This is a genomic window from Achromobacter sp. SIMBA_011, assembly GCF_046535435.1.
GTDB lineage: Bacteria > Pseudomonadota > Gammaproteobacteria > Burkholderiales > Burkholderiaceae_B > Achromobacter > Achromobacter dolens.
Genome location: NZ_JAWRWN010000006.1, coordinates 25,676 through 40,197 on the forward strand (window position 1 = coordinate 25,676; position 14,522 = coordinate 40,197).

Sequence of the window (14,522 nt, forward strand, 5' to 3'; positions counted from 1 at the left end):
CGGTCGAAGTCGATAGGCGGCCTTCGGGGCGCGCTGGCCGCGATCCGACAATCATAAACAACAGCAAAGGACTGTGATGACCCGTTTGAACTGGCAAGAGATCGCACCTGAAGGCGCAAAGGCACTTTTCGGTATCCACCACTATGTCACGAGGAGGACGAACCTTCCGGAGGAACTCGTGCACCTCGTGTTCCTCCGCGTTTCGCAAATCAATGGCTGCGCACACTGCATCGATATGCATAGTCGCGATCTAAGAAAAACCATGTCGATCGACAAGATCAGTTTGGTACCGGTATGGGACGAGGTGCACCATTTGTTCTCTGAGCAGGAGCGCGCCGCGCTAGCCTGGGCTGAAGAGGTGACCCGTGTCAGCGAGACGCACGCGTCTGATGAAGCGTATGCCGCCGCCTCGGCACAATTCGCGCCCAAGGATCTGGTTGATCTCACGATCACGATCGCCGCAATGAACGCGTTCAATCGGCTGGGAGCGCCATTTCGAGTTCCTGTCGCTGCCCAGTCGTGATATGGTTTCCACACGCAGATTGGAAGTGATGCTTCACGGGCTCGAAGATTGCAGAATCCTAGGCGTCGATGATGCATTTCAGTCTGAGCTGCGCGGAGGGCAGCTTTGGAAAATCGCCTGCGAGCGTCTGCTTCTGGCCGGCAAGCGACCGCTCGCCGGCCGGGATGCATCAAACCTCGGTTTGCTCTGCCATCTCAAGAGCATCGTCGACCTCGATGCCGAGATAGCGAACTGTGCTTTCCAGCTTCGTATGCCCGAGCAGCAGCTGTACGGCCCGAAGATTCTTCGTCCGGCGGTAGATCAGCGAGGCTTTTGTACGGCGCATAGTGTGGGTGCCATACGCGGTATCGTCGAGGCCAATCGATGCGACCCAGCGGTGCACAATCCGGGCGTACTGCCGCGTCGACAGATGCGGCGACGTATGCAAGCGGCTCGGAAACAGAAAATCCGCCGCCTTTAGGCCTCGCGCCTCGATCCATGCTTCAACGCTCTCACGGGTTTGCTCCGTGATCTCGAATTGCACCGGACGCCGGGTCTTTTGTTGCATGACGGTGGCTCTCGCGGCCATGTGGCTTCCGTGACGGATGTCCTGCACCTGCAATCGCGTGAGATCGCACGCTCGAAGCTTGCTATCGATTGCGAGATTGAACATTGCGAGTTCCCGGACGTTCGACGCCATCTCCAGTCTCGTTCGGATTGCCCAAATTTCTCCTAGCTTTAGAGGTGGCTTCTGCCCGGTGAGTTTGCCCTTGTTCCATGGCACACGACGGCCAACGCTGACATTCTCGGATTCCATGACAATCTCCTTTCGCGTAAAGGGAGATTCAGTGTGCTCCTATGGAGGGTCGCTATCCGACCCAAAGTGGTCTCTCGTATCTGCATGCCGAAGATTCCGCGGGCTGGCAGCAAAGGAAGCGCTGGATCACAGCCATTGCAGCGCGGCACCATGCGGATCCGTCCAGGCCAACGCATGGCCATTGGCACATAACAGGAACATGCCGGACGGTTGCGGCGTGGCCGCGGGCAAGAACTGTGGAAATACCAATGGACTTTCATTGCTGATCCAGACGCAACGCGAGGCCAACATGTTGCGTGCAAATTCATTACGCAGTTCTTGGTCCATGACGTAGTTCAGAACAGCGGAGTGATACACAACCACCGTCGCTTCCGCCGGAGCCTGTTCGATCAGGGAAGTAAGATCCCGCAGCAAATCGCCCCGGACAATCTGAGGCGGCTCGCGTCTGCAGATCTGCAGCGCAGACTGAAGGCGTCCGAGCCGATTGCCGTCCTCGGGCCACACCAAGTCCTCAAGCCACTTCCTATCCTCGTTGCAGTGGACGTCGATTGGGCTCAGGTCTAGTCCAGCCCTCCACACAATTTCAGGATAGGTGTGGGGGAGCGAGCCCGCGCCGGTGACCTCACAGGGGAATACCGGATGGTCCGTATCGTCTCGACACGGAACCAGGCGTTGGGAACCCCAGTCGTAGCCGTATTTGTCCATTAGCAGGCACAGCCCTGCAGAGGCCCCCACTTCGATGAGCGCTATCTTGCCCCTGATTGAAGCGAGTGCGGGCAACAACACCGCACAGCGCCCTGGTTCGTTCGTCTGCGTGGAACGAGCCAGCATAAGAGCTCGGATGGCGCCGCCATGTTGCGCCAGGCCTGCATCGAATTCCGAAGTCGATGCGGGCGCGCCTACGGTATGCCGGAACGCGGCGAACAGCAGGTTGGGTTGCTGTTTATCTACAGGCAGACCCCGTAAAAACGCCAGTGCTTCAAACGAATTCGCTACATGCAAAGCCCATTTTTCATACAAGGGCGAGCGACCCGCCGCCTCGATCTTTGCAAACCTCGAGTAGCGGTCAGCTATCGGATCCATGCCATCCCCTATTACGCAGATGAGTCTCGGCTGATGAGCACCGCTCGCGGAGATCAGTCATGCTACCAAACAGCCAGCTATTGGATGCTGACGTTGCATTATGAAGGCCGCTGCCGACCCAAAGTGGCCTCTCGTCTCTACATTTCGAAGATTCCGATGGCGGTTAGCAAAGAAAGCGTTGGATCACAGCCATTGCAACGCGCCACCATGCGGATCCGTCCAGGCCGACGCATGGCCATTGGTACATAACAGGAACATGCCGGACGGTTGCGGCGTGGCCGCGGGCAAGAACTGCGGAAATACCAATGGACTTTCATTGCTGATCCAGATGCAACGCGAGGCCAACATGTTGCGTGCAAATTCATTGCGCAGCGCCTGGTCCATAACGTAGTTCAGAACAGCGGAGTGATACACAACCACGGTCGCTTCCGCCGGAGCCTTTTCGATTAAGGAAGCAAGATCCCGCAGCAGATCGCCCTGGACGATCTGTGGCGGCTCGCGTCCGCAGATCCGCAGCGCCGACTGAAGGCGTGCGAGTCGATTGCCATCCTCGGGCCACACCAAGTCTTCAAGCCACTTCCTATCTTCGTCGCAGTGAACATCGATTGGGTCCAGTCCAGCCCTCCACACGATTTCAGGATAGGTGTGGGGGAGCGGACCCGCGCCGGTGACCTCACAAGGGAATACCGGATAGCCCGAATCGTCTCGACACGGAACCAGGCGTTGGGAACCCCAGTCGTAGCCGTATTTGTCCATCAGCAGGCACAGCCCTGCGGAGGCCCCGACCTCGATGAGCGCTATCTTGCCTGCGATCGAAGCGAGAGCGGGCAGCAATACCGCACAGCGCCCTGGTTCGTTGGTCTGCGTGGAACGCGCCAACATGAGAGCCCGGATGGCGTCGCCATGTTGCGCCAAGCCTGCATCGAATTCCGCAGTCGAGCTAGGCGCACCTACGGTATGCCGGAACGCTGCAAACAGCAGGTTTGGTTGCTGTTTATCTACAGGCAGACCCTGTAAAAACGCCAGTGCGTCAAACGAATTCGCAACATGCAATGCCCATTTTTCATACAACGGCGAGCGACCCGCCGCCTCGATCTTTGCAAACCTCAAGTAGCGGTTAGCAATCCGATCCATGCCATCCCCCCTAACGCAGATGAGTCCCGGCTGAGTAGCACCGCTCGCGGAAGTCAGTCATGCTACTAAGCAGCTAGCTGTTGGACTTGACGTTGCATTATGACCGCTCCTGGCCGTATGCCGCCCTGGATCGCCGGCCGATGACGACCCAGAGCAGACATCCACAAGCGGCGCCGGAGCAGCACCGTAGGTACGAAGGACACCAAACCAACAGTGGCCATAAAGATGGCGAAGCCATGACCAGCGTTGGCGTCAGCTTGACCGACCAGTTATAGGCGTTGTGCTTGGCTCAGTGATTGGACTTCTTGGCGTACTTGTTATGCGCGGGCTTGAGGATTTCTTTGAGTAGCTCAGTGCCGGATATGACACGTGAATGGCTTTGAAGCTTCGCATTTAGCGAGTCAGCTACCAACTTGACAGCACTATATAACTGATCGAGCCATTCATCAGACCCAACTGTTTCGTAGTAGAACTCTTCATTCAACTCTCGAAAGTCACTGCCATCAAGCCGATATCGAAGGCCAACAGGCAAGGCCTCAAGCTTTTCGATGAATGGCTCAAGACTAGCCCAGGGCTCTGGCTCTAGGCGAGCCTTCGTGTCAACTGCCAGTTTGGCAATTTTGTGACTGAAGCGTTCGACATGGAGAATGGCGGCTTCTCTACTCGTGTCTGGCGCAAGGTGGTAAGCAGCTACAGCCTTGAGCACGCACTCAGCAGCCATACGCAGATCTAGAAAAAGCTTAAGTCGCTTGGACTTGATTGCGCAGAAAGCATCGCCAGTCAGCCTGTACCGATGAAGGAAATCCAAGCAGTCATGGAAAAAGTCGTTTGCAACTTCAATGTTCGGTGAAGCCATGTGTGTGCTCAACGATCAAGTTAAGCGGCTGGCAAAGCCCATCCGCTTGGATGCCTTGTTAGAAGTTACGGCTTTAATAAGCACATGCGCAAAGCGGCTTTTTTCTCTGACGGTAATTTAAAAGAAGTGTTGGCGCTATGACTTCCGACGGAAGAGGCAAAGCAATTGCCGTACTTGTCGTCGAAATGCATTCTCAGGGCGATATCTTTCTTGTTTGGATTCGCCGCTGCAAAATCTTTCCAAAAAGTGTCAGGATCATCATCGAACTGCGCCACGATCGGGCGCTTATCTCCAGGACATTGCATTTTGTTCTCCTAAAAATTAACTAGATTCTAACGCCAAGGTTAACCGGCACAAATGGGGTGCATTTTTGTCCGCGTTAAACCGCCAGTTAGGTAACTTTGCTATTGAAATTAAGACAGTTGATGCTTTGCATTCTAAAGTTCCCAGATGGCCTCACAGGCCAAGTACTCGCCAATAACAATTTTGATGCGGACGATGCCGCCATCATCAATGGCTTGAAACCTATAGCGCCCTTCCTGCACATCCACCCAATCGTTGAGAATCATATGAAAAATACGCTCCTCGCCATTGGGGTCTGCTAGTTTGATCTCTGCAACGCACAAACGCTGCATGCCCCTAGAGCCAATCTCTCCGTATGTCTGAATCACATGCGGAGCATTGAACTCTTCCAAGAATTGCTCAGTAAGCAGCGCCATGGGCTGCCACCAGATTGACGTTGGCTCTTCGCGACACTCCTGCTTTAATTCGTAGGCAGCGTGGCACCTAGCCAGCTTTAGAAGAACGCGACGTACTCTATCGTGCTCAACTTCAAATATGATTTTGCTGCCATCGCAAGTCTTAGATGCTTCAATGCGCGCCCGTAGACCGGCGGATTTCTCTAACAAGGTCGCAATGGAGGGGCGTCGGACTTTTGCTGGCTCTGTCGAGCCAGCAATGACCGACTCAATAAGACATGCAACGTACTCTTCGTCTTTGGAGAACCCATTGTTGCAAGGATGACAAGCGCCGACGACGGGAAGATTCTCCGGGTATGGTTTGTCTAGCAATACACGGGAAGGCACATGTTCGCGAGTGTTGTCTTGGGCCCCGCAGTAAATGCAGCCCAAGAGTAATCGTTCATCAGAGTAGTCTCTTAACTGTTCCATCGCGGGATTGGGTCTCGAAGTTGCCAAACTAAATTTAGACGATAGAAAAAAATGGGATCATCGTTCTCATAAAAATTAATCTATCCGCAATTCTGAGAGTGAGCAATCGCAAGTAAACGCTTTAGGTAAACCTAAAAATTTCGAAACTGGAGCTCGTTGCAAGTAATCCAAAGACCAATGATGGAATGACTACTCTTGGCCGCGAGCCGTCCTCGCCGAAAGGCCGAGAACGACCCGAAACGGTCTTGCGATAAAGCCGAAAGCGGCCATTCCTCGAGCGCATTTCCCCAATCGCTCGGAAGGCCCTGAGCGTCATTTCAGCCTCGTTTTTCCGACACGCTGAAGTTGCCAGAGGAGCCGCTCTGGTTAGTTTGCGCAACCGAAACTGTGATTGTCGGCTCATCCACAGAGGCGACGTCAACAATATGATTTAGACAAAGGGCAGCCCAATGCCTGTATGGACCAGGATAGTCGGCACAAGCCCACGACGCTCGCTTTAGATACTCCAAGTAGGTCGACGACTGATATTCAACGAAAACACGACCGATGCCAATTGAAGTCTTCGGCTCCGGCAGCGCGAAGCTTTCATTAAGCACGGAATAGCCGACGTAGCTACGCCACGTGATGTCAAAGATACGGCAACCGTTGCAATGCTCGATCGTCTTCGCCCGATCGAGAATCGCCTTCACGGGTTCAAGTGGTTCCGCATCAAGAATCGCCGTACGTACCGGACCGCCATCTGTAGCCTCAAGCACTCGCATTGTCAGCTGATTTTCGGCCGGTTCAAACATTTTATCGAGATAGAGGTATTTGCAGTCGGAAAAAATATCGGTCACATGTGGCATAGGTAGTCGTTCCAACTTGCATTGGTCGAGGTGATTTTCGTCGATCTTCGGCGACACGTCGAATCACCGCTCCTGGACGGAGTAGAACCTTGCTAAGTCACATGAGTGACCTACATTAAGGTGACCAAGCGCTCGCCCGACCAGCGCCGAGACGCCGCCCTCCCACCTCAGACAAACCCGATTTCCCCCAGCCCCCCGCCCATCCCCCTACCCCATCGACTATAAAAACAAAACACTTCCCATTCGCACTTCATCCCCCGCCGTCCCCACCATGAAAAAGTGCCTCGCCCCCACCGCCCACCAGGTCGGTGGCCTATACCGCGAGCATCACGGTTGGCTGCGCAACTGGCTTCGCACTAAAGTCCGCCGCGCCGAAGACGCCGACGATCTGACCCAGGACACTTTCGTCCGCGTGCTGTGCGCCGCCACTCCCCTCCACATCGACACATCCCCCCTGCGCGAACCGCGCGCCTATCTGGCTACCGTGGCCGGACGGCTGGTGGCCAATTTCTACCGGCGGCAGGCGCTGGAAATCGCCTATCTCGAAGTCCTGGCCTCCCTGCCTTCGCAACAGGTGCCTTCCCTCGAAACCCAGGCCCTGGTGCGCGAGGCGTTGTTCGAGTTCGATCGCATGCTCGACGGCCTCGACCCGAAGGTGCGGCAGGCCCTGGTGCTATCGCAGTTCCAGGGGTTGCCCTACACGCAGATCGCCGTGAATCTGAATGTCTCGCTGCGCACGGTGAAGAACTACATCGCGCGCGCCATGGCGCACTGCTGCCTGGCGGCCTTCTGATCCCCCGGCAGGTTGCATGGCCGAGTCCCGCCCGCCGTCGTCCGCCGAGGAATCGGCCGTACACGAAGCCGCCCGCTGGTTTGCCTGCCTCATGGCCGAAGACGCGACGCCGCGCGATCGCGTTGACTGGCAGGCCTGGCTCGACGCCAGCCCGACGCATCGCCAGGCCTGGGAACGGCTGCAGAAGATGCGGGGCGCCTTCAGCCGCGTGCCGGCTAATGTCGCCACGGCCGTGCTCACCCCGTCCGCGCGCCGGCGCGCGCAGCGCCGCAGCCTGCTGTCGTTGATGGGGATGGGCCTGCTGGCCACCGGCACCTATGGCGTCATGCGGTCAGGGGAGTCGGACATCTGGCAGACCGCGACCGGCGAGCTGCGCCAATTTCAACTGGACGACGGCTCGCAGCTCTATCTAAACACCGCCACCCGCGTGACGCTGGATTTCAGCGACGCGCGGCGTCGGGTGGTGCTGCGTGCCGGCGAGATCCTGATGCAGGTCCATCAGGACCAGACCTCGCGGGCCATGCCGCGCCCGTTCGTCGTCAGCACGCCGCATGGCGACATCCTGCCGCAGGAGGCCCGCTTCACGGTGCGGCTGGATACCCGCGACACGCGGGTGCAGGTGTTGCAACATTCGGCCACCATCCTGCCTGGCCAGACGCAGAATCACCCTTCGATCCGCATCCCTGCGGTGCTGCTGCGCGCCGGTCAGGCGGTGTCGTTCGATGCCGACGGCGCGGGGCCGGTGGGCGCCGCGTCCTTGGATGCGCAGGCTTGGCTGCATGGCCGTCTGGTTGTAGAGGATCGGCCACTGGCCGAGGTCGTCGCCGAACTGGCGCGTTATCGGCCCGGCATTCTGCGGTGCGATCCGGCGGTGGCCGATCTGAAGGTCTCCGGGGTCTTCTCATTGCGGGACACCGACGAGGCGCTGGAAGCAATCTCGGACAGTTTCCCTGTGCAGGTGCGGCGGCATACGCGCTACTGGGTGACGGTGCTGGCGCGCCCAGGGGCGTAGCCGGGGCGGTGGCGCAGGCGGCGGCCTCGTGCCCGACGCCACGGGTCAAGCGTAAAAGCGATCACATAAGTATTTTTTTAAATCGCATTTGCACTTTCGTAGTACGTCGCGTGTCCTCAATGACGATGGCGCTCGCCATGGACGCGAACCGAACCGGTTCCGGCCATGGCCTCGCTTCCCGTTCAATCACTATGCCGCGATATGTCCATGCACGATCACCCCTCCACTTCACCGGCCTGCGCGCCTGGCCGCTCCTCGCACCCTGCCGCGCCGGGCGCGCGCCAGTTCACGCTGAATCTCACGCTCATATGCCTGTTGGCCGCCTTCACGCCGCTGCGCGCCGCCCACGCGCAAACGCCCTCGGCAGCCCTCGCCGCCAGCACCTTGCAGGTGGACATCCCGGCCGGTCCGCTGACCACGGTGCTGAACCAGTACGCGCAGGCGGTCGACGTCAGCCTGTCGTTCGACGCCTCGCTGCTTGCGGGAAAGGAATCCGCCGGGTTGCGGGGAAGTGTTGAGGTGGAGGCGGGTTTCCGCCGCATCCTCCAAGGCAGCGGATTCGAAGCGGTGGCGCGTGCGCCGGGGCGCTACATGCTGCGCGGCTTGCCGAAGGCGGCAGGCGAGGACGCCACCGATGTGACCCAGCTGAACGCCGTCACCGTCAGCGGCTACCGCGAAGGCGACGCGCCCAACCGGGGCTACACCGTCAGCAGCACGTCCAGCGCCACCAAGCTAGACCTGGCGCCAAAGGAAACGCCGCAGAGCATCACCACGTTCACGGCGCAGCAGATTCAGGATCAGGGGTTGTTGACGGTCAGTGAAGTGCTGGACCAGACGCCAGGCATCACACTGATTACCGCCGGCGTGGCGGGCGCCGGGAACCAACCTGTCTATTCACGGACTTTTCCGGTCACTTCGGTGCAACTGGATGGCGTCATGGCCAGCAGCTACATACTGTCCGGCTCCGCCAACGGCAACATCGGGCTGCAGGATTCCTTTCTGTACGAGCGCATCGATGTGATCCGCGGCTCCAACAGCCTGACCGGCGGCGAAGGCGATGCGTCGGCCAGCCTGAACTTCGTGCGCAAGTATCCCTACCTGGATCGTCACCTGTCGGCGAATTTGAAATACGGCAGCTGGAATAATCGCCGCGCCGAGCTGGACCTCTCCACGCCGGTCAACGACCGGTTCCGGGTGCGGCTGGCGGCAGCCATGCAAAAGGGTAATCACTGGGTCGAGCGGGTCAAGAGCAATCGAGGCGCGGTGTCGCTGATCGGGCAATTGGATGTGACGGAGAACAACCGCATCAGCGCCGGCGTGACGCAATTCGACTTCAAGCTGGACGGGGCCTCGCCGCATGGCTTGGCGAGGTATTCGGAAGTGTCAAACAACAGATTCCGGCCTGGAGAAAAAGAATTTCTACCGGAGGGCATACGCGACCTGCCACCAGGCGACAGCGTATTGCCAACCAGAGGCGTCTCGCGCGGCTTCAATAACGCAACCCCTTGGTCACACACCCATCGTAATTACACCAATCTGTTTCTCACCTGGGACCATGATTTCAACGACGACTGGTCATTCAAGGCCAGCTACAACCATGCCAGCAACATGGACGACCAGTTGTACGGGGAAATGGGATCCCGCTATTACGTGCCCCAAGCGGGGTTGGCCAGCTACGTTGCCAAACGCGACCATCAAGAGAACATCGTCAATGCCGTGGATGTTCACCTGAAAGGCCGTATTGAGGCATTCGGCCGAGACCAGGAATTCGTCGTGGGCGCCAATGCCTATAACGTGAATCACATGGTCTACGGTGGCTATGATTCCTTCGGGACGGCGGAATACCCCCTACTCGCTTTCGAGTCATGTGGCCGCCGCAATCGCTCTTGCCTCCCACCGAGGTCGCCCATGGACCGCACGTCGATAGGTGCAATTCCCATCAAAGGCTGGACCGCTCGCCTTCCCGAGGAATCAGAGTTGGCCGGCTCCCGCAGGGACATGTACAGCGCCAGGGAACGATATATCACCAAGCGCCGGCAAACCGGGTACTACTTCAGCAGCCATTTGCGACCGATTTCGCGCGTTCATCTCATTCTGGGCGGGCGTTGGGCCAAGGATGTGGAGACGGACCATGTCGACACCGACTGTCTAGTCGACCACTGCAACTCCACCCACTTCCTTCCCAATTCCACCAACCCCACCATGCGCCCGAAGTTCCTGCCCTATGGCGGTCTGATCGTCGAACTGACGCCGCAGATCAATGCCTACGGCAGCTATACAACGTCCTACGTGCGCGACCCCGTCTATAACGGTTCAAACGGTGGCACCAACGCCATTACCGGCGATTACCTCCCCCCGGTGCGCTCGATCACCGAGGAGGGAGGCCTCAAAGGCGCATTTTTCGACGAACGCCTCAATATCGCAGCATCCTACTTCAGGATGACACAAAAGGACTTTCCCTTTCAAAGCTACGACCCCAACGCCCCGACTACTGACAACAACGGCTGGCGCGTCTATGGATGGGAATTCAATGCCACCGGCGCTATCACGAAAGACTGGAATATCGCCGTGGGCTACGTCAAACAAAAACAGGTCCTGCCGCCATTCAAGGGGGAGATCATGTTTTCGGCGGTTGACGACCTGACCGGCAGCTATCGCGCGCCCGAACAATCCTTCAAGTTGTTCACCACCTATCGCGTCAAACGCCTGACCATGGGCGCGGGCGTGCGCTGGCAGAGCCGCACACAGTCCGCCTGGATTCCCATGGACTTAGAGCACCGCAAGCAGGACTACCTGATGCGACAGGACGCCTACTACGTCGTCGACCTAATGGCGCGCTACCAGATCGACCGGCACTTCAGCATGCAACTGAACGTCAACAACATATTCGACAAGGTCTACTACCAGCATGAACGCTCCTTTAATTCAGCACCGCCACGGAATGCGTTGCTGACCTTGAGCTACCGCTTGTGAAGGTATCCGGATCATCCGACGCGCAGCCGTCCTCTGCCGCATATAACCGAATCGGACGAAAGGCTGCATGGGTTTGCCACACGGCGTGCACTTTCACCACTGGTCGCGTGTCCTCCTAGATGTGTGGATCCTAGCCGATCAGGTCCCAGTCCTGGCGACAACGCTGGCTGCCGGGTTCACCCAGGTCCCCAAAAATCAACCCTTGTTGCCACTGGGGATCGTTCATCATCCCTTTTCAAGGACACGACCATGCGCAAACTCGCCTCACTTTCCGCTGCCTTGCTGATGACCGGATCCGCCGGCGTCGCCTCCGCAGGCTGGAACCAATTGGACCTCGACCAACCCAGCAACCTGGAAGAACAAGCAAATGTCGTTTACCAGGGCTCGTTCAATTACAACGGTCAGACCTACGGTCCCTCCACTTCCGCGGCCGTTCCGACTCAGGCCAGCACAGGCATTTCCAACGTATTCGATCTGAACTCCCTGCAAGCCTTCACCCTGTACGGCAAGAACGGCCCCGCAGGCACAGGTCGCAACGATGATCTGAGCCTGACCTCCAATGACAATTCCGCGGCCGCCGGCGTCAAGTCTCCGGTGGTATACCGCGTCTACCGCCAGAACTACTCGGCGGCGGTGGTCAACCTTGCACGTGGCACAGTGGGCCGCCACTTCGTCAAGAGCATCGTCGGCGAGCAGACCGCGCCGGACACGCTGGTAAATGGCACCTACAACTACGCCGGAGTGACCTTCTCGAACTTCCCGCGTGGCATGTTCGATTACCAGGTCACGGTAACGGGCCCCAGCTCCGCCACGGGCCAGGGGTCATTCTCGTTGGACGAGATCAAGATTCCTGCCAAGATATCCTCGACCGGCAAGGACATTGTCTTCAACATCAATAACGGCAAGCTGGATCCGACGGCTTTGGATGCGACCGGCAACGGTCTGGTCTTCGCCGGAGACGTGACTATCACCACGAACGACGTCAGCAATCCCGACGCGTGGAAGGAAATCGGTGGTCTCGTAGCGAAGCCGGAATATGACCTGACGCTCTTCGGCCCCAACGGCGCGGAAATCGCAGGCGCCATCAACGGTCTGCCTGACCGCGTCGGCTCCGTCGCGGTCATCGGCGCAAAACAGTAATCGCTACCAGAAGGGCGGAGCAATATCTCTTCAACATCAAATAGATAGCGACCCAAATCGGACTGCTATTTGATATTGGCCGCCATTGAATTGCGATCGCTCCCGTCACGGACTGCAGGGATTCCCCTGCAGTCCTTTTGCCTATTCAAGCCGCCGCATCCGGAAGACCCGTGCCGCACCCTCTCTGGTCCAACCCCTCTCGCCGTCATTCACTGTTCACGGCAATCGTCATCAGCCTGTTGGTCACGGGCTACCCGCTTACGCTCCAGGCCCAACCCGCCACGCCGTCACCCGCCGTCCTGCCCGCTCCCGTCCGCCCCCTGGAGCCGGACACCCCGACGCTCCCCCCTCCCCCTCGCCCCACGCCCGCCATCACGCACCGCCAGCCCACCCAACCAGCCCAGCCCCCCGTCGAACTGACCGACCAGGACCTGGCCGACGACCTCAAGCTGACCGAACGCATCCTCAACCAGGCGATGTTGCAAGAGGACTGGAGCACCCTGCGTCGGGTGATGCGCTTCTACCCCTGGATGGCCGGCGTCGATCCGATCCTGCGCGACTACGTGCATGGCGCGCTGCTGCGCCACGACGGGCGGCTGGCCGAGGCCATCGCGTTGTACCGCCAACTGGTGGCGCAGCATCCCGACCTGGGCTACGTGCGGCTGGAACTGGCCACCATGCTGATGGAGGATCGCCAATTCCGGCAGTCCGACGCCGAGCTGGCCGATCTGCGGCTGGGGTCGCTGGAGCCGGCGGCGCAGCACAGCGTCATGCTTTACCGTCAGGCATTGGCACAGCAGCGCCGCTGGAATTTCCGCCTGGGCGCCGGCGCGGTCTACAGCAACAACGTCAATTCAGCCAACCGCGACCCGATGCTGTACCTGCCGGTCGCGACACGGCAAGGTCCCTTGTGGGTGCCGTTCGCGAAGGGCCGCAACGCGTTGCCCAAGGCGGATTGGGGGTTGAAATACAGCAGCAGCGCCAATGTCGAACGCAATCTCGGCGGGCATCACTACTACACGCTGGGCGCGGATATCGACGGCACCGCGTATCGCGTGCAACGCGACTACAGCGACCGCTCCCTGACCTTGCGCGGCGGCTACAAGTGGCAGGACGCCACGCGATGGTTTGCGGCGACGCCCCAGGCGGGCCGCAGCTGGATGGGCAGCCGGCGCTATAGCCACAACCGCGGCTTGAGCCTGGAGTACGGGTGGCGGCCAACGCCGGGGTGGCAGTTGATGGGGGCCTGGCTGTGGCTCAAGCGCGGCTATGATGATCGGGCCTATGCCGCCTATGACGGCCATCTGGACGTGCTGTCGCTGACGGCCATCCGCGTGTTCTCGCCAGCGCTGTTGGCTTACGCCAGCGTCGGGCTGCAGCGCGAGGCGGTGGCGGCGGGCGAATACACCTATCGCTTTCCCTGGGCGCAGCTGGGCGTGGTCAAGACCTTCAGGCAAATGTTGGCCACGCGCTTGAGCGCCCGCTATGGCCGCCAGGCGTATGAGGCGCCCTACGCCCTGTTCCTGAACCAGCGGCGGCGCGATCATGAACTGCGCGTGGACGCCTCGGTCTGGAGGCCGGACCTCAAGATAGCCGGGATGGAGCCGAAGCTGAACCTCAGCTACCTCAAGATCACCAGCAATCTGCCCATGTATGCGCGGGACCGGACCGAGGTCAGCTTGATGCTGGAGAGGCGGTTCTAAACAGCATCCGTGTCGGCGACCAGGGCAACAATCCGTCCACGCTCACGCTTTCTGGCCCTTGCTCACTGCCATGGATATCTCCTTGAGCATCCAGGCGAAAGTCGTCGCGGCGCGAGTCCGCCCTGCTCCCTTCGGCCACGGCAAGCGGAGTTGTCGAAACAATTCCGGCTGCGTGATAGGGATGAAATTACCGCGCTCGAAGCCCGTCGCCGCCGTTTCAGGAACGATGTCCCAAGCTGCCCATCCCCGGAGACCGCCAGGAGCGATTCCGTGCTATCCGTTTCCGCCGCTATCGGCAATTGCACATTGGCGGCCTTGAACGCGTCTTCGATCAGCATGCGCGTCGAGAATTTCGGCGGGAACAGGGCTAACGGAATCGAAGCCAGAACGGTCTCCGGTCCGTACCTTCACGCCGACCGAGGCCGTTTTTGATGAATTTTCAAGCGGAGATCGTCCTGGCAATCCAGGATTTCAATGCCGGAAAGCATGGGCAAA

13 protein-coding genes are annotated in these 14,522 nt (G+C 59.0%); 6 read left to right on the top strand and 7 right to left on the bottom strand.

Translation table 11 applies throughout. The annotated features are described in order from the left end of the window. Positions 1 to 76: 76 nt before the first annotated feature. Positions 77 to 523 carry a carboxymuconolactone decarboxylase family protein gene (locus SB816_RS20080; RefSeq protein WP_029580638.1) on the top strand — a complete coding sequence of 149 codons (447 nt, stop codon included), beginning with the start codon at positions 77 to 79 and terminating at the stop codon, positions 521 to 523. Positions 524 to 692: 169 nt separating this feature from the next. Here the strand turns inward: SB816_RS20080 and SB816_RS20085 are convergent, their stop codons facing one another. The 7 genes from SB816_RS20085 to SB816_RS20115 all read right to left on the bottom strand — a co-directional run bounded on the left by SB816_RS20085 (position 693) and on the right by SB816_RS20115 (position 6,463). Then, positions 693 to 1,319 (bottom strand): tyrosine-type recombinase/integrase, encoded by a 627-nt coding sequence (locus SB816_RS20085; protein ID WP_054485607.1) that lies wholly within the window; start codon positions 1,317 to 1,319, stop codon positions 693 to 695. A 126-nt stretch (positions 1,320 to 1,445) separates the two neighbouring features. Next, positions 1,446 to 2,402 carry a DUF2332 domain-containing protein gene (locus SB816_RS20090; protein WP_054504026.1) on the bottom strand — a complete coding sequence of 319 codons (957 nt, stop codon included), beginning with the start codon at positions 2,400 to 2,402 and terminating at the stop codon, positions 1,446 to 1,448. A gap of 183 nt (positions 2,403 to 2,585) precedes the next feature. Continuing rightward, positions 2,586 to 3,536 (bottom strand): DUF2332 domain-containing protein, encoded by a 951-nt coding sequence (locus SB816_RS20095; protein ID WP_410547412.1) that lies wholly within the window; start codon positions 3,534 to 3,536, stop codon positions 2,586 to 2,588. Between the two features lie 289 nt (positions 3,537 to 3,825). Further along, a complete protein-coding gene (locus SB816_RS20100; protein WP_410547413.1) occupies positions 3,826 to 4,392 on the bottom strand; it encodes a hypothetical protein in 567 nt (188 codons plus the stop codon). 65 nt (positions 4,393 to 4,457) lie between these two features. Then, a complete protein-coding gene (locus SB816_RS20105) occupies positions 4,458 to 4,697 on the bottom strand; it encodes a hypothetical protein (protein ID WP_410547414.1) in 240 nt (79 codons plus the stop codon). Between the two features lie 132 nt (positions 4,698 to 4,829). Then, positions 4,830 to 5,111, bottom strand: a complete 282-nt coding sequence (locus SB816_RS20110; RefSeq protein WP_410547415.1) for a hypothetical protein — start codon at positions 5,109 to 5,111, stop codon at positions 4,830 to 4,832. 767 nt (positions 5,112 to 5,878) lie between these two features. Continuing rightward, the gene (locus SB816_RS20115) at positions 5,879 to 6,463 is read right to left on the bottom strand and encodes a hypothetical protein (protein WP_410547416.1); all 585 of its coding nucleotides are present in this window, start codon (positions 6,461 to 6,463) and stop codon (positions 5,879 to 5,881) included. 214 nt (positions 6,464 to 6,677) lie between these two features. Here SB816_RS20115 and SB816_RS20120 point away from each other — a divergent pair, with 214 nt between their 5' ends. The 5 genes from SB816_RS20120 to SB816_RS20140 all read left to right on the top strand — a co-directional run bounded on the left by SB816_RS20120 (position 6,678) and on the right by SB816_RS20140 (position 14,027). After that, positions 6,678 to 7,199, top strand: coding sequence for a sigma-70 family RNA polymerase sigma factor (locus SB816_RS20120; protein WP_054504024.1), 522 nt, complete (start codon positions 6,678 to 6,680; stop codon positions 7,197 to 7,199). Between the two features lie 16 nt (positions 7,200 to 7,215). Beyond that, complete coding sequence (locus tag SB816_RS20125; protein ID WP_054504023.1) at positions 7,216 to 8,211, top strand: FecR domain-containing protein; 996 nt, start codon at positions 7,216 to 7,218, stop codon at positions 8,209 to 8,211. 207 nt (positions 8,212 to 8,418) lie between these two features. Then, positions 8,419 to 11,184, top strand: a complete 2,766-nt coding sequence (locus SB816_RS20130; RefSeq protein ID WP_240806401.1) for a TonB-dependent siderophore receptor — start codon at positions 8,419 to 8,421, stop codon at positions 11,182 to 11,184. A 249-nt stretch (positions 11,185 to 11,433) separates the two neighbouring features. After that, complete coding sequence (locus SB816_RS20135; RefSeq protein WP_064523586.1) at positions 11,434 to 12,324, top strand: hypothetical protein; 891 nt, start codon at positions 11,434 to 11,436, stop codon at positions 12,322 to 12,324. A 170-nt stretch (positions 12,325 to 12,494) separates the two neighbouring features. Further along, positions 12,495 to 14,027 (top strand): surface lipoprotein assembly modifier, encoded by a 1,533-nt coding sequence (locus tag SB816_RS20140; protein ID WP_410547417.1) that lies wholly within the window; start codon positions 12,495 to 12,497, stop codon positions 14,025 to 14,027. Positions 14,028 to 14,522: the final 495 nt, after the last annotated feature.